At 71.0% G+C, this 20611-nt stretch carries 18 protein-coding genes and 3 pseudogenes; 9 read left to right on the top strand and 12 right to left on the bottom strand.

Annotation, left to right across the window (positions count from 1 at the left end; translation table 11 throughout):
• Nucleotides 1-23: 23 nt before the first annotated feature.
• Nucleotides 24-563 carry a CGNR zinc finger domain-containing protein gene (locus tag ACFYOH_RS29410; RefSeq protein ID WP_388631719.1) on the bottom strand — a complete coding sequence of 180 codons (540 nt, stop codon included), beginning with the start codon at nucleotides 561-563 and terminating at the stop codon, nucleotides 24-26.
• A gap of 113 nt (nucleotides 564-676) precedes the next feature.
• On the opposite strand from ACFYOH_RS29410, the gene ACFYOH_RS29405 reads away from it, so the two are divergent.
• Nucleotides 677-1879, top strand: a complete 1203-nt coding sequence (locus tag ACFYOH_RS29405; protein ID WP_388631511.1) for an MFS transporter — start codon at nucleotides 677-679, stop codon at nucleotides 1877-1879.
• 36 nt (nucleotides 1880-1915) lie between these two features.
• Here ACFYOH_RS29405 and ACFYOH_RS29400 read toward each other — a convergent pair whose 3' ends face one another.
• Together ACFYOH_RS29400 and ACFYOH_RS29395 are read right to left on the bottom strand one after the other, a co-directional pair.
• A complete protein-coding gene (locus ACFYOH_RS29400; RefSeq protein ID WP_388631509.1) occupies nucleotides 1916-2467 on the bottom strand; it encodes a DUF664 domain-containing protein in 552 nt (183 codons plus the stop codon).
• Nucleotides 2468-2566: 99 nt separating this feature from the next.
• Nucleotides 2567-3081 (bottom strand): annotated as a pseudogene (locus ACFYOH_RS29395) (GNAT family N-acetyltransferase).
• Nucleotides 3082-3171: 90 nt separating this feature from the next.
• Here ACFYOH_RS29395 and ACFYOH_RS29390 point away from each other — a divergent pair.
• Nucleotides 3172-4128, top strand: coding sequence for a hypothetical protein (locus tag ACFYOH_RS29390; protein ID WP_388631506.1), 957 nt, complete (start codon nucleotides 3172-3174; stop codon nucleotides 4126-4128).
• Nucleotides 4129-4271: 143 nt separating this feature from the next.
• Here the strand turns inward: ACFYOH_RS29390 and ACFYOH_RS29385 are convergent, their stop codons facing one another.
• Nucleotides 4272-4922, bottom strand: a complete 651-nt coding sequence (locus ACFYOH_RS29385; protein ID WP_388631504.1) for a hypothetical protein — start codon at nucleotides 4920-4922, stop codon at nucleotides 4272-4274.
• A 306-nt stretch (nucleotides 4923-5228) separates the two neighbouring features.
• Here ACFYOH_RS29385 and ACFYOH_RS29380 point away from each other — a divergent pair, with 306 nt between their 5' ends.
• Nucleotides 5229-5717 carry a GNAT family N-acetyltransferase gene (locus ACFYOH_RS29380; RefSeq protein ID WP_388631501.1) on the top strand — a complete coding sequence of 163 codons (489 nt, stop codon included), beginning with the start codon at nucleotides 5229-5231 and terminating at the stop codon, nucleotides 5715-5717.
• 114 nt (nucleotides 5718-5831) lie between these two features.
• Here ACFYOH_RS29380 and ACFYOH_RS29375 read toward each other — a convergent pair whose 3' ends face one another.
• The 4 genes from ACFYOH_RS29375 to ACFYOH_RS29360 form a co-directional block, all read right to left on the bottom strand.
• Nucleotides 5832-6317, bottom strand: a complete 486-nt coding sequence (locus ACFYOH_RS29375) for a hypothetical protein (RefSeq protein WP_388631499.1) — start codon at nucleotides 6315-6317, stop codon at nucleotides 5832-5834.
• A 189-nt stretch (nucleotides 6318-6506) separates the two neighbouring features.
• On the bottom strand, nucleotides 6507-7463 hold the full coding sequence (locus ACFYOH_RS29370; RefSeq protein WP_388631496.1) for a MerR family transcriptional regulator: 957 nt from the start codon (nucleotides 7461-7463) through the stop codon (nucleotides 6507-6509).
• Between the two features lie 243 nt (nucleotides 7464-7706).
• Nucleotides 7707-8105 (bottom strand): ACT domain-containing protein, encoded by a 399-nt coding sequence (locus ACFYOH_RS29365; RefSeq protein WP_388631493.1) that lies wholly within the window; start codon nucleotides 8103-8105, stop codon nucleotides 7707-7709.
• An 84-nt stretch (nucleotides 8106-8189) separates the two neighbouring features.
• The gene (locus ACFYOH_RS29360) at nucleotides 8190-9347 is read right to left on the bottom strand and encodes an erythromycin esterase family protein (protein ID WP_388631490.1); all 1158 of its coding nucleotides are present in this window, start codon (nucleotides 9345-9347) and stop codon (nucleotides 8190-8192) included.
• Between the two features lie 103 nt (nucleotides 9348-9450).
• Between ACFYOH_RS29360 and ACFYOH_RS29355 the strand changes: the two genes are divergently transcribed.
• Nucleotides 9451-10182: a TioE family transcriptional regulator gene (locus tag ACFYOH_RS29355; RefSeq protein ID WP_388631487.1), complete on the top strand. Its 732-nt coding sequence runs from the start codon at nucleotides 9451-9453 to the stop codon at nucleotides 10180-10182.
• Nucleotides 10183-10306: 124 nt separating this feature from the next.
• Nucleotides 10307-10843 (top strand): AAA family ATPase, encoded by a 537-nt coding sequence (locus ACFYOH_RS29350; protein ID WP_388631484.1) that lies wholly within the window; start codon nucleotides 10307-10309, stop codon nucleotides 10841-10843.
• 211 nt (nucleotides 10844-11054) lie between these two features.
• On the opposite strand, the gene ACFYOH_RS29345 is transcribed toward ACFYOH_RS29350, so the two are convergent.
• On the bottom strand, nucleotides 11055-11978 hold the full coding sequence (locus ACFYOH_RS29345) for an SDR family oxidoreductase (protein WP_388631481.1): 924 nt from the start codon (nucleotides 11976-11978) through the stop codon (nucleotides 11055-11057).
• Between the two features lie 85 nt (nucleotides 11979-12063).
• Here ACFYOH_RS29345 and ACFYOH_RS29340 point away from each other — a divergent pair, with 85 nt between their 5' ends.
• The gene (locus ACFYOH_RS29340; protein WP_388631478.1) at nucleotides 12064-12630 is read left to right on the top strand and encodes a TetR/AcrR family transcriptional regulator; all 567 of its coding nucleotides are present in this window, start codon (nucleotides 12064-12066) and stop codon (nucleotides 12628-12630) included.
• A 97-nt stretch (nucleotides 12631-12727) separates the two neighbouring features.
• Here the strand turns inward: ACFYOH_RS29340 and ACFYOH_RS29335 are convergent.
• Both ACFYOH_RS29335 and ACFYOH_RS29330 read right to left on the bottom strand, forming a co-directional pair.
• Nucleotides 12728-12985: pseudogene (locus ACFYOH_RS29335) on the bottom strand (glycoside hydrolase family 97 C-terminal domain-containing protein); the annotation flags it as partial.
• Nucleotides 12986-13226: 241 nt separating this feature from the next.
• Nucleotides 13227-15563, bottom strand: a complete 2337-nt coding sequence (locus ACFYOH_RS29330; protein ID WP_388631475.1) for a Tat pathway signal sequence domain protein — start codon at nucleotides 15561-15563, stop codon at nucleotides 13227-13229.
• Between the two features lie 268 nt (nucleotides 15564-15831).
• Between ACFYOH_RS29330 and ACFYOH_RS29325 the strand changes: the two genes are divergently transcribed.
• Together ACFYOH_RS29325 and ACFYOH_RS29320 are read left to right on the top strand one after the other, a co-directional pair.
• Nucleotides 15832-17490, top strand: coding sequence for a penicillin-binding transpeptidase domain-containing protein (locus tag ACFYOH_RS29325; protein WP_388631471.1), 1659 nt, complete (start codon nucleotides 15832-15834; stop codon nucleotides 17488-17490).
• A gap of 249 nt (nucleotides 17491-17739) precedes the next feature.
• Nucleotides 17740-18054 (top strand): annotated as a pseudogene (locus tag ACFYOH_RS29320) (LLM class F420-dependent oxidoreductase); the annotation flags it as partial.
• 11 nt (nucleotides 18055-18065) lie between these two features.
• Here ACFYOH_RS29320 and ACFYOH_RS29315 read toward each other — a convergent pair.
• A complete protein-coding gene (locus ACFYOH_RS29315) occupies nucleotides 18066-18875 on the bottom strand; it encodes a DUF427 domain-containing protein (protein ID WP_388631468.1) in 810 nt (269 codons plus the stop codon).
• A 143-nt stretch (nucleotides 18876-19018) separates the two neighbouring features.
• Between ACFYOH_RS29315 and argG the strand changes: the two genes are divergently transcribed.
• Entirely contained in the window at nucleotides 19019-20467 is a 1449-nt protein-coding gene (argG, locus tag ACFYOH_RS29310) for an argininosuccinate synthase (RefSeq protein WP_388631465.1), read from the top strand.
• The last annotated feature ends 144 nt before the right edge of the window (nucleotides 20468-20611 follow it).

Here is a 20611-nt window from a genome sequence, read left to right as displayed (position 1 = left end):
CGTCGAGCCGTGGTGTCCGCGCCTCAGGTGGTGTGCAGCCGCGGCGAGTTGGTGTGGCTTCTTCGCGCGCTGCGGTGGGCCGCGACCCGTTCGCGGGTCGCGCAGCGCCGGGAGCAGTAGCGGCGTTGGGGGCCGGGGCCCTGGGTGACGAAGACGTTCCGGCAGGCGGCCGACGCACAGATCCTTCCGGGCGGGAGTTGGCGGTCCCAGACGAGTACGGTCAGGGCCAGGCAGGACGAGGCGAGGAGCCACTCTCCCCAGGGAGCGTCGTCGTCGCTGTCGAGGTGGGGATGCCAGGGCGTGTCGCCACCGTGTGAGGTGAGTCGGAGCGGACCCGTGTGTTCGCCGAGCAGTCGGTTGAGGACGGCGGCGGCCTCGTCGGCGCCCTCGGCGGCGAAGACCTCTCGCAGCCGGTCCGCGGCCTCCCGCATCTGCGCGACATCCCGGGAGGTGAGGTGCACGGGGCCCGTCTCGCCGTAGGCGAGCAGCACCTCCGCCACATGGCCCGGGTGGGGGCGGTCCTCGGCGAGGGCGTTGACGAGAGCGGCGGTGCGGCGGGCCATGGTCAGGACGGAGTGCCGGGTGGACCATTCGCCGTCGACGCCGTTGCTGGGGGACACCAACGCACTGTAACGCATATTGCGGAGTTTTGAGTTACCTCCGTAACGTCGCTCGGGTGACCAGGCGTTACGTGCTGACCAGGTATTTCGCGGGGGCGACGATGGCCCGCGTCGGGGACGAGATGTCGGGACCGGCGCTGATGCTGGCGGGATACGCGGTCGCCGGCTCGGCCTCCGAAGCGGCGGCGCTGCTCGCGGGCATCACGGCCGCGGCGGCCGCAGGCGGCCCCGTGCTGGGCGCGGTGCTCGACAGACAACGGCGGCCGGGACGGCTGCTGGCCGCCGCGCTCGCCCTCTACGCCACCGGCGTCGCGGTGATCCTCGTGGGGCTCGGCAGGCTCCCGTTCGCCGTCACCGTGCTGATCGCCGTCCTGACCGGCCTGCTGGGGCCGGCACTGTCGGGCGGCTGGACGGGTCAGCTGCCGAGGGTGGCGGCAGCGGACCGGCTGCCACGGGCCAACGCGCTCGATGCCATGACCTTCGGCGTGGCGAGCCTGTCCGGTCCGGTCCTCGCCGGTGGCCTGGCCGAGGTGCTGGGGGCGCCGACGGCCGTCGTGGTGTCCGCGGCGCTCATCGGTTCGGCGGCACCGGTGGCGTGGACCCTGCCGGCGCCTTCCGCGCGGGCGCGGGAGCGGCAGCCCGGTGCGCTGATCGGTGACCTTGCCGCTGGAACGCGGGTCATCGTGGGCAATCCCCGGCTGGCGCGGGCGACCCTGGCCTCGGTCGTGTGCTGTGCCGCGCAGGGCATGCTGACGGCCTGCGTGCCGCTGCTGGGAGAACGAGTCCTCGGCGCGGCGGGGCGCGGCGCGCTGCTGCTGTCCTGTGCGGCCGTCTCGGCCCTGGTGGCCAACGCCGTAATCGCACGATTCCCGCAGTACGTCGCGCCCGACCCGGTCATCTGGGGCGGCGCCCTGATCCAGGCCGGCGCGTTCGCCCTGGCGGCGACAGGCCGCCCGGCCGTGCTCGTCGTGGCCCTGCTGCTGGCCGGGATCGGTGAAGGGCCGCAGCTCACCGCCCTGTTCGCGATACGCCACCGGGAGGCTCCGGACCGTCTGCGCGGCCAGATCTTCACCACCGGCGCCAGCCTGAAGATCACCGCCTTCGCCATGGGCGCGGCGATCGCAGGCCCCCTGGCGACCTGGTCCCTTCCCGGCACACTGGCAACCGCAGCGGGCGTGGCGGCCTGCGCGGCGCCGGCCTTCTTCGCAGTACCACTGCACGCCGGCGAAGCGTCCGAAGAGTGTTTCCGGCCAGGCTGATCTGCGCTGTAGCGGGGGCGGCACAGCCGCCGGGAGTCACACGCCGACCGCGCCGTCGATCCGTTCGCGGATCAGGTCGGCGTGTCCGTTGTGACGCGCGTACTCCTCGATCATGTGGATGAGCACCCAGCGCAGCGAGACCGTGCCGCGCCAGGGGTCGTGGCCCTCGATGTCGAGGTGCGAGGCCTCGGCGACGAACGCCTCCGCGAAGGCGACTTCGGCCCGCCAGGCCGCCCAGGACTCCGCGACGACCTCGGGGTCCTGGGCGGCGCCGTCGAAGTCGCCCTCGGGCACGTCCGTGGAGGAGAAGCGCAGTTCGACGTCGTGCCCGGCGAGCACGGCCCGGAACCAACGGCGTTCCACGTCGGCCAGGTGCCGGACGAGGCCGAGCAGGGAGAGCGAGGATGGGGACACGGACCGCAGGGCCAACTCCGGCCCCAGCCCGGAGCACTTCAGCTCCAGGGTGGCGCGCTGGGCGTCCAGCACGGCCACGAGCACGCTTCGCTCGTCACCGGTCGCCGGGCCCGTGAACCGGTGCTCGCTGCCGGTGCCGGTGAACAGTTCGATCCGTCGGTCGGGAATCTTCATGGCCACATCATGGGCGCCGGGCGACGGTCACCGGAACCCGCGGTGGGGCTCCGATGCGCCCGCCTCCGACCCACTCATTGATCACGACTCCGCACAGGACTAGCCCGCCGTTGCGTCCGGCCGGGCGGTGAAGTCCGACAGACTGCGGAGATACGACAGACCGGGGCGGCCGGAGAGCCGGGTCTCGCCGACGACGGCGAACCCAGAACGGGCGAGTACGGCCCGCGATGCCGCATTGTCGAGGTGGTCGCGGCACGCAGGGCCGTCAGCCCGTAGCGGTGGGCGGCCAGGTGGCAGATCTCCCGCACCGCCCAGGTGGCGATCCCCCGGCCCGCGGCACGTTCTGCGATCCGGTACCCGAGGTCGGCGCCGCCATCCGCGACGTCCACGAGATTGATGCGGCCCAGCACCTCGCTCCCTTCGTCCCCCAGCACATGGAAGAAGCAGGGACCGGCCTCCTGCTCGGCGAGCAGGGCACGGAGCCGCTCGTCGAACCGGGCGAAGTAGTCGTCACCCCGGTCGGGGACGGACGCGGCGAAGTAGGCCCGGTTCTCCTGCTCGAAGGCGCACAACGCGGGGGCATGAGCCGGACGGAGCGGCTGTATCTCGGGCATGGACGGGAATATGGGCAAGTTGTACGTGTAAAACCATAACGATCTCGGCCCAGACCTTGCGCGCCCACGGATCCGCCCTAGCCTCCGCACATGGCATTTCTTTCCAGTCGCCGCAGAAGGGCCCGCCTTGCTCCCGAGCTCGATGACCAGGACCTGGGCAAGCTGCTGAAGTCACTTGTGGCGACCACCAGGACCGGCACCATCGCGACCACCGAACTGTGTGTGGCGCAGATGTCCCGCCTTCTGGGGCAGGACCCCGGCGACTGGGACCGCCGGACGCATCGTATGGACGTACTCGCGGGGTACCTCGTCGGATCGCATCTGCCGCGGTCGTGGGTCACGCGCGAGCCCCGCAATGTGGACGCACTCGTCCTGCAGGCCTGGACCCAGGTCGCGCAGGCCCGCGCACAGGGGTACCTGGAGGACCCCGCCGGCGCGGTCGATGTCTGTCTGCGCGCCGCCGAACTCGCCCCGGAGGACCCCACTCCCTGGGTGGCCCTCCTCGCCGTGGCCCGCCTGGACCGCCGGGAGCAGTCGCAGGTCTTCGGGCTGTGGAACGAGGTGCTCGCTCGCGATCGCTGGAACCGCGAGGCGTATCTGAACATGCTGGCCTACCTCAGCCCGGACGAGGCCGGATCGCGCATCCAGGTCCTGGAGTTCGTGGACACCCTGCGCGCCCGCATGCCCGCCAACGCGCCGTGCGTGGCGACCGAACTCACCGCCCAGGTCCACCAGTACCACGCCATCCTCGACCGCGGCGGGCTGGAGGCGCTGGTCGCCCGGAACCACTGGTCCCAGCTCATGGCCACACAGGCCCTCGACCGGGCGGCGCACACGTGGACCCAGCCGGGGTTTCTGCGCCATGCCAAGGCGCTTGCCGACCTCAACCTCCTCGCCTACGCCCTGGTCGCCGCGGACCGGCGCGCCGAGGCGGGCTCCGTCTTCGAGCAGATCGGTGGTGTCGTCACCGCGTGGCCCTGGCAGACCGGCGGCGATCCGGTGACCGAGTTCGACCAGACCCGGCAGAGGGCCACGGCCGGTTTGTGAGTCGTGGTACCACTTTCTGATTCATCGTCAATTCGAGCGAACAACCGTGCGCTGGGCGGAGCGGGAGAGTCAGATGCGCTGAATCGCCCCGTCCGGACCCCGTTGACACTTGTCGATGGGGGACGGGGCGATGTCGCCACGGCTCATTCGGCCGCGTCAGGCCGGGACTCCTCCGGGTTCGACGCCGCCGAATCGGACGCGGGGGTGAGGGTGTAGAAGACGGACGAGCCCTGCTTGGTGCGCTGGGCGGTGTTGCGGGCCACTAGGTTCTCCAGAGTGGTGCGGATGACCTTGGTCTGGATCTCCCGCTCGGGATGTGCCTTGTCGAGCGCCTCGGTGACCTCCGCCGCGGAGCGGGGCTCCTGCTGTTCGGCAAGGTGGCGGCGGACCAGTTCGATGAGGGTGAGCTGGGCCGACTGGGCGGTCGCCTTCTTCGCCGAGGACTTCGTCGCCGCAGGCTTCTTGGCGGGCTGCTGCTTGCTCCCGGACTGCTCCGGAACCGTCTTCTTCGGCGATCGGCGCGTCCCGGACTCGGTGCCGGACTTTGTGCGCGGGGCGGGCACCACGGCGCCCTCGGCCGGGGCGGGCGTGCTCACCGGGGTGGCGACACCGAGTGCCTGTCGCATGTTCACCAGGATCGTCTGGTCGTGCTGCAGGGCGGCCAACTGCTCCTGAAGCGCCGAGATTTCGGCGGTGATGCGTTCCTGCTCCTTGACGTTGTGCTCGAGGTCGTTGGTCACCTGGCTGACGTACTGGGAGGTCAACTCGGTGACGGGGGCGGTGGGCTCAGGCATCTGTGGCTCCAATCGTGACTCTGGTGCGCTCCGTCGCCCGCGGTTGCGGCAGGCGGGGAGCGGGAGTTGTCCTGCGGATCCCCCGACACATGGATGATACGGATGGTCCGGCGGGTTTCCACTGAGTGAACCCTGTGCGTTGCGCCTCGATGTGCCGTTCTTCCGTGTGCCGTCGCACCCCTGTGCCATCCCTGTCGCCCAACGTGTCCCCCGGGAGCCACCCGGCGCGACACTTCCCATGGCTGGACGCGGCCGACCGGTGGTCCCCGGAGCCGGCCCGAATCCCGCCGCGCTAGCATCGAGATCATGGCGGACTGGGAGATGCGTCCCGCATCGGCGGCGGACGCCGAGGCGGTGGCCGCGCTGCGGGCCGTGGTGCTCAGAGCGGACCTGGAGCGTCTCGGGCGGTACGACGAGTACCGGGTGCGGCAGCGGCTGCGGGACGGGTTCGCATCGGAGCACACCTGGGTGATCGAGACGGGCGGAGTCCTGGCCGGATGCGTGGCGCTGCGGCCGGCGGACGACGCGCACTGGCTGGAGCATTTCTACCTGGACCCGAGCCTGCAGGGCCGGGGCATCGGATCGGCCGTGCTCCGGCTTCTGTTGGAGTGTTGCGACCGCGACGGCACCCGGATCCGGTTGAACGTGCTCCGGGGCAGCCGGGCCCGACGGCTCTACGAGCGGCACGGATTCGAGGTCGAGACCGAGGACCCGGTGGATGTGTTCATGGTCCGCGAGCCTATGCCCGCCCAAGTGTCCGCAGGCCACGTCCGTGGTGCGAGCGAAGAGCCATAGCCGCCGAAAGCCGAATGCGAACGGCGTGGCACCCGGCACTCAGCCCCGCACCGACGCCCGCTCGTCGAGGAGGCCTGCCGCGACCAGGGAATGCCATCGCCACCTGGCAGAGAGTCACACCATGTGCCTCGCACACGCCAGCGATCTTCCGTGCCTGCCGCAGGCCCCCGGGTGAGGGCGGGGCATGGTCGAAGGACGCTCCCTGGGCGGGACGGGTGTGGCGAGCAGGCCGGAGTGGAAGATCGAGGCGGCGAGGACGGACACCCCGCGTGAGACGCAGGCCGACAGCAGGTCGTCGAGCGTGCTGTGGGCGGTACATGCCGGCCCTGACGGCGCCCACCCCTGCGCACGCAGCTCCGCCGGCGCCGGATACCCCTCGCGCAGCGCGTCCTCGAAGTGCCCGATGCCGTAGGAGGGTGACATGTCGAAGTAGCGGATGCCACAACTCCAGGCGGCCGTCGGCGTGTTCCCGGCGGTGTCGTCGGCGAGCGGTGCGAAGAGGCCGCCGAGAGGACCGCCGCCGAAGCCAGTTCCGTGACCTCCACCGCGCTGCGCCCCAGCCGGGTCGTCCTCATCCGCCCGGTCCTCCCTGTACGGCATCCACGCACGACCAACGGAGTGTCGCGCCGCCGGACCGGGCATTCCAGTCGTTTCCCAGCCCTGCACCGGCACCGGCACCAGCACGCGGCCGTGCACGGAGACACCATGGGCCGTCGCGAGATCCCGCCGAAGAGGGCCGGCACGCTGTAGTCCGGCCGCCGGGCCGGCGTCGGCAGGCCGGTCCGGTGCCTACAGCGGGTTCTCGCGCAGCCAGGTCAGCACCTGCTGGGCGTGCTCGCTCGGCGGGAAGACCGGGTGGAAGACATGCTCGATGACTCCGTCGCGGAGCACGAGCGTCAGGCGCCTGAACAGCCGCATCCCCTCGACCTCGAACGTGGGCAGACCGAGCGCGTCGGCCACGCCGAGGGCGGGGTCGGAGAGCATGTCGAAGGGCAGTCCCAGCCGCTCCACGACCTCGTGCTGGTAGTCGGTGTCCTGGCTGGACAGCCCGTAGACACGGCCCGCGCCGGCTTCGAGCAGGTCGTGGAAGTGGTCGCGGAAGCCGCATGACTCGGGTGTGCAGCCGCGGGCTCCGGGAATCGAGTTCCAGCCTTCGGGAAGGTCCGTGCCCGGGCGGCCGGTGAGCGGGTAGACATAGACGACCGTGCGCCGTGGGCCGAGCAGGTCCAGGCGGACCGTTCGGCCCGCCGTGTCGAGCAGGGCGAGACCAGGCACCTTCATGCCGGGGAGATGGTCCGCCGCACCGTCGTCCTCGGGGACGGGCAGATCCGCGGGCAGTGTCAGATAGTCCAGGCGTCCGGTGCCGCTTTCCTCGGCCGGTGTGCCACCGCTGCCCCGGTGCGCGGCCGCGTTCAGGTTGGCGATCAGCATCGCGCGGCGGGTGGTCAGGGACTCGATGCGCCCGGTGAGCTCGTCGATGGCCTCGCGGTAGCTCGCGAGAGAGGCGGGACAGTCGTCCGCGTGCGCCCGTCCGGCGGCCAGGCACTCGAGGAAGGGCCGGGTGCGCTCGACGGGGATACCGAGCCGGTGGAGCGTCCTGATCTCCCGTACGAGGCGTACGTCGTCCTCGCCGTAGTCCCGGTAGCCATTGGGCAGGCGCTCGGGTGTGATCAGCCCCAGCGACTCGTAGTACCGCACTGCTTTGGTCGTCACACCGGCCTGCCGCGCCAGCTCACTGATCCTCATGCCGTTCACCTCGCTCACACGCTAAACCCTGCCCCCAGCGGCAAGGTCAAGGCGTTCCGAGGCGCGGCCCGTCCTCCGTGTCGGCGAACGCCTGGCGCACCCGACTTCGGAACAGCATGGAGACCGACCGCGGCGACAGGGCGGAGAACCGAGTGGCCACGAAGCGACAGCACGAGCCGCACCTCCCAGCGGCCGTCACCGTACGGCCGGGGCACCGCCCACTGCGGCACCGTCATCGACGGGTCAGGAGGAGTCGTGCGCCAGTTGCCGCAGGACGTCCACGGCCTCTTCGGCGCGGTCGTAGGGCACGAAGAGGTGGTCGTGGTGGAAGCCGGCGACGACGTTGCAGCTCAGCTCCGCGTCGGCGAGGGCCCGGGAGACAGCGGCGGTCAGCCCCACCGATGCCAGCGCGGAATGGACCCGCAGGGTGATCCATCCGGCCACATAGTCGTACGCCATCCCCGCCGCGTCCGCGTCCGCCTGGGGCACGACGAGGGTCAGGCCTTCCTGTTCGGCCACCGTCACCACCGGGGTGACACCGGACGGCACGCCGCCCTCCGCCATGGTGAAGACATAGCGGCCCGGATTCAGTTCCGGACGCATGCCGCTGAGCAGTGTCTGCAGATCAGTCTCGCCGGTCACGGCTCCAGCCTACGGGCCGACCGGCCGCTCGCCCCGGAGGCGGGCGGTGCCGGTCATGGCGTCGCCGTCGCCTCCCGGTCGCGATCAGATGCGTGCCGGTGTGCCGGCGGTCGTGCCGTCGCTGATGTGCAGGACCGCGTCCACCGCGTCGAACGTCGCCCGGTCGAGCGGGAAGTAGCCCTGCCGGGGATGTGTGTCCGTCCGCGTGTGGGCGGACGGGGGAGTGGTGGCCGCCTCCAGACCCCAGGTGGGTATACGGCTCTGGAGGAGGCCCTCGTAGGTGTCAGGGGCGGGGTCCTGAAGCCCGAGGGCCTCGCTGCGCCCCAGACTGCCGGCGACACAGACGTACCGCTCGCCCAGCAGGGACGCCACGATGGCACCGGCGCAGAACCACTCGGCGCCCCGGTCGCCCAGCTGCCAGATGCTGAGATTCCGCTGCAGATGGAGGTTGTGCGCGAAGACCAGGGTCGCGCCTCGCCTGTCCTCGGTGCTCCGGATGTCCAGGAGGTTCTGCGCCATGAGCGCGTCGCGGGTGGCGAGCAGGCCGGCGATCCGGGCACTCGGCTCCAGGGGCCGTGCCGACTGCCTGTGGTAGCGCAGCAGGCCGAGGCCGGCGGTGAGACGGGTCCTGGCCCTGAACCACTCGTCGCGTGAGGTCGCCGCGATCAGTTCCGGGGCGCGTGCGTGGAGCGTGGTGAGCATGTCGTCCGCGATCGACCGCAGCCGCTCGGCCTCAGCCGTGGCGCCGGGTGACATTGCGGCGTCCAGGACGGCCTCCGGTCGGCTCCACCGAGTGTCGTCGCCGGTGAGGCCGGCGATGTCGAGGTCGAGTGCCAGGTAGTCGCGGGCGTGTTCCAGATAGGTCCGGGGGCTGGGTGCGCAGGTGTTCTCCAGCGGCGCGTCGAAGCCGTGGAAGGCCAGGCGTTCGGCCGGCGGCCGGTGCCGGTTGTAGTCCCGCATCCAGCCGACCAGCCGCCTGTTGGCGTCCTGCTCCCCGAACCGGTGGGAGAAGCCTTCGCGCATGAGTGCGTCGAGGTTTCCGGCTCCTCCCTGGACGTAGTCGTTCACGGCGAGCGCCGCCACGCGGTCGGTCTCGAGGGCGATCGACCGGAAGCCGTGCCCGGCCAGCCGGGCGAAGAGTTCGTTCCGGATCCGCCCGAAGGCCGGTTCCAGGTGGGTCGGCTCACCCAGTGCCAAAAGGTCGCATGACAGGGTGACGAAGTCTCGGATGTCCTGACTCATGAGCCTCAATCGTATCCTTGAAAGGACGGTTGAGACTTTGCGAGCCTTCGGCGGTCAGATAGGCCGCTCGTGGTAGTCGTGGCCTGCGGTAAAGTCTCAACCGGTGAGTACCTTGCGACCGACCGACCTCGCGCGCGAGCACGGCCTCTCGACCCAGGCCGTGCGCAACTACGAGCGGCATGGATTCATCCCGCCCGCCGAGCGCACCCCCAGCGGCTACCGGATCTACACCGAGGCGCACGCGGCAGCGCTCCGCGCCTACCTCTCGCTCGTCCCGGCGTTCGGGTACGCGGCCGGCGGCCAGATCATGAACGCCCTCCACCGGGACGCACTCGACGAGGCGCTCGCGATCATCGATCGTGGCCACGGTCAGTTGCTCCGCGACCGGGACACCCTCGCCGCGGTGCGCACCGCGGTGTCCCATCTGACGGCGGAGTCCGAGGCCCCTTTGGCTGCCGCCCGGGATCCCGGTACCCGCACGGTCGGCGAACTCGCGCACCGACTCGGCGTCACACCGGCGACCCTGCGCAACTGGGAGGACGCCGGCATCCTCACGCCCACCCGGGACCCGGCCACCGGATACCGCGTCTTCCACGCCGACGACATCCGCGACGCCGAACTCGCCCACCTCCTGCGACGCGGGGGCTATCCGCTCGACCACATCGCCACCGTGGTCCAGCAGATCCGCACCGCAGGCGGCACGGAGGCACTCGCCTCCTCCCTGGCGGCCTGGCAGCACAAACTCACCGCCCAGGGCCTGGCCATGCTGCACGCGGCCACACAGCTCAACGCCTACCTGGCTCATCTCGACAGCCGTATGCCAGGGCCGAGTTGAGGCGATGAGCTTCGCGTTCAACGGTCACCCGGCGATCCTCGTCAACATGGCCGCCACCCTCGATGCCAACTCCCACGGGCGGCTGGAACTCGGCTAGGGCGGTGCCGCCGGTACCCTGCGTCGGATGCGAGTCGGTACCGAACAGACCCGGCTGGTGGTGCTCCGTGGGAACAGCGCCTCCGGCAAGTCGTCCGTGGCGGCGGGCATCCGCGACCGGTTCGGGCGTGGGCTGGCGCTGGTGGCACAGGACAACCTCCGCCGGGTCGTGCTGCGGGAGCGGGACCGGCCGGGAGCGGCGAACATCGGCCTGATCGACACGGTGGCCCGCTATGCCCTGGACGCCGGCTATCACGTGGTCGTCGAGGGCATCCTGTACGCCGACCGCTACGGCGACACGCTCGCGCGGCTGCGCGCCGACCACCGGGGGCCGACCCACGGCTACTACCTCGACGTGCCGTTCGCCGAGACCCTCGCCCGCCACGCGACCAAGTCGATCGCCACCCGGGTGAGCGAGGCCGACCTGCGGGACTGGTACCGGCAGCGCGACCTGCTGCCCGGCGGAGTGGAGACGGTCATCGGCTCCGACAGCTGCCTGCCGGAGACGGTCGACCGCATCATGCGCGACACCGGGCTGGCCGGCCTTCCGCCCAGGGACTTCTGACCCTCCTCTCATCCATGCCTGCGTCGACGACCGGCCCCGGGCCGAGGCGGCCGTCCGCGAGGTGAGCGGGCTCTATGCGCAGTGCGCTTGGTCATCGGCCCGGTGGCGATCGGCAGCTACGGCCGGGGCGTCGAGCCCGGCGATGTGCCGATCGCCCGTTTCCTGCCGTAGGCACTCGGCGTCACGGCACCCCCGGGCGACCAAGTCCCCGTCAGGCGCCGGTGGCAGGGGCGTGGAAGTAGTGGCCCTTGTCGAGGTCTTCGAGGAGATCCGGCTGGGTCGGCTTCCAGCCCAGCAGTTCGCGGGTCACCGTGCTCGACGCCGGAAGGCCGAGGCCGATGAAGCCGGCCATCCAGCCGAAGTGCCCGGCCGCCTCCTCGGCTGCCACGGAGGCCACCGGCACGTCGAGGTGCCGGCCGATCACCTCGGCGACGTCACGGATCGCGACGCCCTCCTCCGCGACGCCGTGGAGCACCGATCCGGCCGGGGCCTGCTCGGCCGCCAGCCGGAACAGATGCGCGGCGTCGAGGCGGTGGACGGCCGGCCAGCGGTTGGCGCCGTCACCGATGTAACCGGAGACGCCCTTCTCGCGGGCGATGGCGACCAGTGTCGCCATGAATCCGTTGTCCCCCTCGCCGTGACAGGTCGGCGAGAGCCGTACCACGGAGGAGCGGATGCCGCGCGAGGCGAACGCCAGCACCTCCTGTGCGGTGGTGGCGCGGATCGAGACCGGCGAGCCGTCGAACGCGGCCCTGTCCCGTTCGGTCGCCACCCGTCCGGGTGCGAGACCGGCCAGGCCGGAGGCGAGGACGAAGGGCCGGTCGCTGTCGGCGAGCGCCTCGCCGAAGACGTCGACGGCGCGGCGGTCGGCCTCGGCGGCGCCCTGAAAGTCGCCGCTGAAGGCGATGTCGTGCTTGAAGGCGAGGTGGATCACCCCGTCCGACGCGGCGGCCGCGTCCCGCAGCAGGTCGAGGTCGTCGACCGTGCCGCGGACGACCTCCGCGCCCGCCGCGGTGAGCGCGGTGGCCGAGGTGTCGGAGCGGGCGAGCCCGACGACCTGGTGACCCGCCCCGATGAGCTCGGGTACGACGGCGGATCCGATCCAGCCGGAAGCGCCGGTGACGAAGATGCGCATGAGGAGACCCCAGACCTTTCGATGTCAGTGACTGTCATAGACCCTACACCTGATGTCAGTCTCTGTCATCACGTAAGATCTCGGCATGGGTAGATGGGAGCCGGACGCGCGCGGACGCCTGGCGAAAGCCGCGCTGGAGCTCTACGCCGAGCACGGGTACGAGCAGACCACCGTGGCGGAGATCGCCAAGCGGGCCGGGCTCACGGAACGGACCTTCTTCCGGCACTACGCCGACAAGCGCGAGGTGCTCTTCGCCGGCGCGGGCGAGCTGGAGGACCTGTTCGTCCGGGCGGTCGCCGGCGCTGCACAGACCGCGGTCCCGCTCGACGCCCTGACGGTCGGGCTCGACGCCGTCGCCGAGTTGTTCGCCGACCGGCGCGAGTTCGCACGCCGGCGGCAGGCCGTGATCACGGCGAACGCGGAACTCCAGGAGCGCGAGCTGATCAAGCTCGCGTCGTTGGCGGCCGCGCTCGCCGACACATTGCGCGGCCGCGGCATCCCGGCGCCCACCGCGAGCCTGGCCGCCGAGGCTGCGGTCGCCGTCTTCAAGGTCGCCTTCGAACGCTGGATCGCCCCGGGCGAGGAACGCGCCATGCAGCAGCTGATCCGGGAGTCACTGACCGAACTGAAGGCTGTGACCTCGGGCGTCTAGGCCACGCACGGCAACCGGTGCTGCCCGGCCCGGTCGTGCGCGCGACCCAACCGCCCCGTCGGCGCAGGGCAGTTCGGCCGCTCGTGCGCGCGAGGGATCAGCGGTAGCAGGTGGTGATGCCCGGATGCCAGGGGCAGGCGACGCCGGCGAAACCGCCGTTCGCGGTGGTGTCGACGGAGAACGCGTCGCCGCCGCGCAGCACTCGCCGGTCCAGGACGAGTCCGTCGGTGCCATCCCGGATCGTCTCGACCAGCCGGCGTCCAGGTCCGATCGACAGCGGGACCTCGGCCGTACGGGCGGCGCTCGCGTACACCCCGCCGAGAAACCAGCCGTCGCCGCTGCGCCGGGCGAGGACGTCGGCGGCGGAGGCGAAGGACAGCCGGATCTCGCGCATCTGGACCCTGCGGTCGAGCCGCTTCCCGGACGTCGTCCGGTAACGCTCCTCGACGGTACGGCCCTTGCGCTGCGCGAAGTGCAACCCCCGTGGCAGACCGGCCCGTTCGGTGACGATACCGAGGGACGACGGCTCGCTGACCGTACCGGATCTCGCCCTGGTCAGTGGAACAGCCGCGGGAATCCTCCCTTCTGGACGGCGGTCACGGCAGGCCCCATGCCGCGCCCGGCTCGCTGACGGCGACGGGCGCGATGACGAGGTCGGGCCGGGCACCGGGGTGCACGAGTACCTCGCGCCCCTTGGGCAGGTCGATGGCGAGGGTGCCGTCGCCCAGGTCCAGGGTGGGGGCCGGGGTGCCGTCGTCCAGCACCGCGGTGAGGGTCCCGCTCAGACCGTGCCGGAGCCTCAGCGGCTCGCCCGCCAGGCTCCTGACCCGGATGAACCGGGTGGCCCCCGCCTTGCGCACTGCACTGACCAGAAAGGCGCCCTGCGTACGGAAGTTGTGCAGGGTCACGTCCTTCCAGGCGGACGGAACGGCCGGGAACACCCGGACCACACCGCCCCAGCTCTGGCAGAACATGTCGTGCAGCGACTGGGAGGCGGACAGCGGCGTTTCGATCACCGGACCGGCCTCGGCGTAGTGGGTGTTGGCGCGGCACGGATACCGGGTGCTGGGGTCGAAGAACTTCCGCAGGTAGCCGATCGCGGTGTCACCGTCCCCGGTCATCGCGTAGATCGAGGCGGCGCCGGTGTAGCTGTAGCCCCGGTGGGCTCCGGTCAGCGCGTGCCAGTGGACCACCGACTTCGTGATCAGGTCGCGGTTCTCGGGCTGGTCCCAGTTGACGAGGTGGAGCGGGTACACCATGAGCAGGTGCGAGTAGTGCCGGTGGGACTGGGCATACGGGGTGCCGGCGCCGATCATGAAGCCGTTGTCGTCGACCGGGTACGGCGTGAGCCGGGCCAGCACCTCCTGCCAGCGCGGCTCCAACTCGTCGTCGATCCCGAGCAGTTGCGCCGAGTCCAGGAGCGTCTGGCAGCCCCAGCGGATCAGGGCCAGGTCGTAGTTGGTGTCCTGCGGCGGTACGACGGGATATTCCGGTGAGAGTGTGCTCGGCAGGTGGAGCTTGCCGTCGCTGCCCGGGGTGAGGAAGTGCAGGTAGTAGTTGATCGTCCGGCGCAGCAGGGGGTGGATCGTGTCGCGCAGCAGCGACGTGTCCATGGAGTGCCGGTACGACAGCCACACGTTGTGCAGCGCCCACGTGAGGTCGCCGGTCTCGGCTCCGGTGCCCGGTTGTCCCACCTCGCGGTCGCAGAACATGTCGGAGCTGCGGCCGATGCCCGAGCTGTCCGAGCGGTAGGCGGCGGGCACGTTGGCGGTGAGCTGTTCCTGGCTCTGGCGCAACGTGCTGGCGAGCGAGTCGAGTTCGGGGTGGTTGAAGCCCTGGATGAGCCAGTACTCCAGCTGGACGTTGAGGTTCCACCAGACCGCCGGCCAGGGCGTGGGCTCCAGCCACGGCCCGGAAGTGGCCATCACGGGGCCGCCCGCGCGGCTCGCGGAGGCGACCTTGTAGAGCTGGATCCAGTGGAAGCTCTGCAGCCGCTGGTCGGGGAACGACACAAAGCTCTTCCGGCAGAACGCGTGCCACCAGCTGGTGTGCCGGCGCCGCAGGACGCCGTAAGACGGCGCGCGCCGGAGGTTTCGCAGCGAGTCGGCCTCGGCGGCGGAGGACGAGGGGAAGCTGTGGCCGACGCTGAGCAGGAGGTCGTCGCCGGAGCGGCGGTAGGAGGTCGCGGTCTGGCCGCCGCCGGTCAGCGGCTGGAGCACCTGTGCGGTGCCGTCCGCGGTGGTCCGGGTGGTCCAGGGCGGGTTGCCGGTGTAGCCGGCGGGCGGGGCCTCCTGGATCTTGCGGGGGCTGATGGCCTCCTCGGGGTGGAACGTCCAGGTGACCTTCTCGCCGCCGGCGGCCGTGACGCGGGCGGCGAAGACCTCGTCGTGGATCAGGGCGGAGAGGGTGAATGTGCCGGCGGTGGTGGTCACGGTGCCGGTGAGTTCGGCGTTCCACAGGCTCAGCCGCCAGTCGACGGCGGTGATGGTGCCGACCGGATCGAGCGTGAGATGCCCGACCGGCAGCCGGCAGGTGCCCCAGCCGCTGCCGAACTCGGGCCGGTGGTCCTGGACTCGGCCGTGCTGCACGGTGAAACGGATCCGGTTGGCGCCCGGCTCCTGGTAGACCATGCTGCCGAGCAGCCCGTCCCCGAGGAACGGGCCCTCGTACCAGAGCGTCGGCAGCCTGGTCCACAGCAGGTCCTGGCCGCGCAGGAACTCGTCCCACGCGCTGTCGGAGGTCATGGTGTCGCGGAGTCTCCAGGGCCGGCCGGCGCCTTCGCCGCTCGATCCGGCGCCACCGGACGGCACCGTCCCTGCGGTCTGTGCGGCGCGGGCCGTCCCGGGCAACGCCGCCACCGCCGCCCCGCCCAGCGCGGTACCGAGTAAGGATCTGCGGGGGACCGGCGAGCGTTTCTCCGGCTGCGAGGTCATCGTGGCCCTCCAAACCTGACGGTTCATCGAAACATCGGGTGTATCGGGGACCGTAGGGATGGCCCGGGCGCGTGTCAATGAGTTCGGCAGTCGCTACCGGTCAACACCTCCGACGTATATGGAGCGTTGTCGGGCCGTCAGCTCGGGCAGCGGTCGAGGTCCGGGTCCGGGCCGAGTTTCGGCCGGGCGCTGAGCAAGCCTGTCATTCCGATAACGATCTACCGAAGATCAGCACATCCATGCATGGGACATACATACGATCCTGCACATGAACAGAGCTGTGAAGATCGGCGTAGCCGGTACCTGCACCGCGCTGCTCGTTCTTGGGGGAATCGGTACGTACAACATCCTGCACGGCCTGACCTCGGGCTCGGCAGGCGGCAATGACTCCCGGGACGCGCGCGCTTTCGACCCTTCGGCGCTGTCCAGCACGCCCCCGTCGGACGCCGAGGCGGTGAAGCGGGCCCGCGCGTTCCTGGACGACTGGTCCCGGCAGCACCTGGAAGGCGCGGCGGGGGACACCGACGTGGCCGCTACGGCCTCGCAGGCGCTGCGGGGCTACGCGGACGGCCTGCACCTGAAGAAGCTGTCGTTCGGTCACATCATGTCGGTGGGCCCCTCGTCGGTGACGCAGGGCGCCACCAAGGTCACCTTCGACGTGACCGCCCAGGTCGCGGGCGGCACCTGGAGCTACCCGAGCGCGGTGGCCGTGCTGAAGAGCGCGAACGGCGGGACGGCGGTCCACTGGAACAGTTCGGTGCTCTATCCGGGCCTGAGCGACGGCCAGTCGCTGACCGCGGGCGGGCTGCCGGCCGGCGTGGGCGGCACGAAGGTCGTGGCGAGCGACGGCAAGACCGATCTCTCCGGGTTCGCTTCGCTGCGGGACATCGCGGCCACGATCGGCAAGAACGCGAAGCCCACGGGTGGCACCCCCGGAACGGGTGTGGCCGTCGTCGACTCCGGCGGCGCGGGCGTGAAGTCGCTGAAGGTCTTCTCCAAGGGCCGCCCCGCGGTCGTCAGGACCACCATCGACGCCGGTCTCCAGGCAGTGGCCGAGCGCGCCGTGAAGGATGCCCACCTTCAGCAGAAGCCCGCCGGCACCGTGGCGCTGGACTGGCACAACGGCCACATCCTGGCGATCGCGCACTCGGGCGACGACGGCGACATCGCCATCAACGGCATCAAGTCCCCCGGCTCCACGATGAAGATCATCACCTCGGCGGCCCTCTTCGACAAGGCGGGTCTCAATCCGAGCAGCCCGGCGCCGTGCACGGACTCGCTGATGGCCAACAGCCAGTTGTTCCACAACGACTCCGGCGTGCGGGCCGACCCCGGCTCCTCCCTCGCCCAGGCGTTCACGGTGTCCTGCAACACGTCTTTCATCAAGGACGGCTTCCACTACCTCGTGCACGACGGCGACGCCTCCGCGCTGCACGACGAGGCGGCGAACGTCTTCGGCATGGGTAACTGGTCCATCGGCGGGGGAGTCGCCACCACAGACCCGAGCATTCCGCCGGACGTCCAGGGCGGCGACCAGGCGGCCCAGTTCATCGGCCAGGGCAAGGTCACCGCCACGCCCCTGTTCATGGCGTCCGTGGCGGCCACCGTCCGGGGCGTCGGCTTCGAGCAGCCGGTCATCCTGCCGGGACAGCACCAGGAGACGGCGTCCCGGCCCATCTCCGCCCGCACGGCCGGCTATCTGCAGTCGATGATGCGCAACGTGGCCACCAGCGGTACGGCGGCGCCGCGCCTGGGCGGGCTGGTGGGTGTCGGTGCCAAGACCGGCACCGCGGAGGAAGGCGACCACACCAACGGCTGGCTGACGGCCTACAACTCCCGTATCTCGGCCGCGGCGCTCGTCGAGGGCGGCAGCTCGGGCGTGGACTCGGCGGGTTATGTCGTACGACGGCTGCTGACCGGCAGCTGAACCGTGACCCCCGGCGGGAGAGTGACCCCTCCTGCCGGAAAGCGGCGTCCTCGGCGGCGGTCGGCGTGCCGCCGCCGGCGGGCGTTGATGTCCCGCCGGTCACGCACGCAAGTGAAGCGGCGCACGCCCTGCACGCGCGGGTCGTCGCTCGCCGCGTCGGTGACCGCGGCCTCGCGGACCACGTTGTCGCCGTCGATGATGCTCCCGAGAGTGAGCCTCAGGGGCCACTCCAGGTACTCCGGGCCGGAGGGCCGGCCGGCCCCGCGGATCGTCGCCTTCGTGCCCGGTGTCGTCACCGCCGACGTCGAGGCGGTGCGCAAGGCCGCGAACGAGTCGCTCTCCTGCTACGAGAGGTTCCCCTCCTACCGGCGCGTGATCGAGCTGTCCGGCGGCACCCGGGCCGTCGACCTCGCGGTCATCGGCGACGAGGAGACCGTCGCCGCCGAGATTCGGCGCTACGGCGAGGCCGGAGCGACCGAGGTGGTCTTCACCGCGACCGATCTGGGTGGCGAGGCCGACCAGCGGCGTACCTGGAAACTGCTCGGCGCCCCGGCGGACGGCTGAGCCGCCTCGCGTCAGGACGGCGGCGCGGTGAAGTGCGTGACCGGGCGTGCGAGGCGCTCACCGTCCACGGTGATGTCCACGGCTTCGTTGTAGAAGGCCAGCAGCCCCTTGACCGCGCCCACCGCGGGCAGCGGCTCGGGGTAGCTCCACACGATGTCGGGCGGAACGTCCGCCTCGCCTTGCTCCCCGTGCCAGGACCAGTACTCGGCGGTGCCCTTGTAGGGGCAGCCGGTGTGGTGGTCGGTGGGGCGGAACAGGTCGAGGCGGACGTCCTCGCGGGGAAGGTAGTAGCGGGTGGGCAGGCCGGTCTCGAACAGGAGCACCGGACGGCGGGTGTCGGCGACGACCCGCCCTCCGATCTCGACGACGACATGCCGGCTGCTGGGCAGGGCGTCGACGCGTTTGTGCGGGTCGCGGGGGTGGACGAAGATCTCCTCTTCCTCCTCGTACCAGTGGTCCAGGCCCCGGCCGGTGCGCTCGAACCACTCGAAGGCGAGGTGGCCGGCCAGATCGGCGGCGGGAAACGTCCATGCCGCGTTCTCCAGCAGCTCGCCGTCCACTTCGAGGTCGTAGAAGACCGTCGACCCGGTGTGCGCCCCGGCCGTCGGGTTCCTCGCCGGCCGCAGCAGGTCCTCGCGGATCTCCGCACGCGGGAAGGCGTACAGCGGCACGGGGACGCCGGGCTCCCACACCAGGACGGGGTGGCGGCTGTCGACAACGGTGACATCGCCCTTGCGGCCGCGCACCCAGCGCGCACTGGGCTCCCAGAGAAGTCCTTGCGGGGTGGTGCGCGGGAACTGGGCGGTGCTGAGCATGGCCATGACCGGGTCTCCGGAGGGGTGTCTTCCGTGGCGGTTCCATGGTTTCGCGTACGGGGGCCTCTTACCAGGCGGGAGTGAAAAGAGGTTCACACGGTTGCCTGCCGGACTATGCATGGGCATGCGCAATGATGCATACTCTTCCTATGTCCAAGGTTCTCACTTCCCTTCCGGTCGGCGAGCGCGTCGGCATCGCCTTCTCCGGCGGCCTCGACACCTCGGTCGCCGTCGCGTGGATGCGCGACAAGGGCGCCGTCCCGTGCACCTACACCGCCGACATCGGCCAGTACGACGAGCCTGACATCGCCTCGGTCCCCGGCCGTGCGACGGCCTACGGTGCCGAGATCGCGCGCCTGGTCGACTGCCGTGCGGCCCTGGTCGAGGAGGGACTGGCCGCGCTCGCCTGCGGCGCGTTCCACATCCGCTCGGGCGGCCGTGCCTACTTCAACACCACGCCCCTCGGCCGCGCCGTCACCGGCACCCTCCTGGTCCGAGCGATGCTCGAGGACGACGTGCAGATCTGGGGCGACGGCTCCACGTTCAAGGGCAACGACATCGAGCGGTTCTACCGCTACGGTCTGCTCGCCAACCCGCACCTGCGGATCTACAAGCCCTGGCTGGACTCCGACTTCGTGACCGAGCTGGGCGGCCGCAAGGAGATGTCCGAGTGGCTGCTCGCGCACGGGCTGCCGTATCGCGACAGCACGGAGAAGGCGTACTCGACCGACGCCAACATCTGGGGCGCCACTCACGAGGCCAAGACCCTGGAGCACCTGGACACCGGTGTCGAGACCGTCGAGCCGATCATGGGCGTGCGGTTCTGGGACCCCACGGTCGAGATCCCCGCCGAGGACGTCACGATCGGCTTCGACCAGGGCCGCCCGGTGACGGTCAACGGCAAGGAGTTCGCCTCGCCGGTGGAGCTGGTCATGGAGGCGAACGCCATCGGCGGCCGGCACGGCCTCGGCATGTCGGACCAGATCGAGAACCGGATCATCGAGGCCAAGAGCCGTGGCATCTACGAGGCCCCGGGCATGGCCCTGCTGCACGCGGCCTACGAGCGCCTCGTCAACGCGATCCACAACGAGGACACCCTCGCCCAGTACCACAACGAGGGCCGCAAGCTCGGCCGCCTCATGTACGAGGGCCGCTGGCTGGACCCGCAGGCGCTCATGATCCGCGAGTCGCTGCAGCGCTGGGTCGGCGCCGCGGTCACCGGCGAGGTGACGCTGCGGCTGCGGCGCGGTGAGGACTACTCGATCCTCGACACCACGGGCCCGGCGTTCAGCTACCACCCGGACAAGCTCTCCATGGAGCGCACCGAGGACTCCGCGTTCGGCCCGTCGGACCGGATCGGCCAGCTCACCATGCGCAACCTCGACATCGCCGACTCCCGCGCGCGCCTCGAGCAGTACGCCGGTCTCGGCATGGTCGGCACCGAGCACCCGGCCCTGATCGGTGCGGCCCAGGCCGCCTCCACCGGCCTGATCGGCGCCATGCCGCAGGGCGGCGCCGAGGCGATCGCCTCCCGCGGGGAGATCTCGGAGGAGGACGAGGCCCTGGACCGCGCCGCGATGGAATCCGGCACGGACTGACCCCGCTCACCGGCCGCACACCCCTTGGGCAGCGGGCCCCGTCGGACAGCACCGACGGGGCCCGTCGTCGTACGCAGCCCGGCTGAGAACCCGGACGCACGGGCCTCGGCGAGTGCACGGAGACGGAGCCCGGTCGCGGAACCG

Source organism: Streptomyces sp. NPDC007856, from assembly GCF_042868225.1.
Taxonomy (GTDB): domain Bacteria; phylum Actinomycetota; class Actinomycetes; order Streptomycetales; family Streptomycetaceae; genus Streptomyces.
Note: the sequence above shows the minus strand (reverse complement) of the source record. Positions and strands in the feature narration are given on the sequence as shown.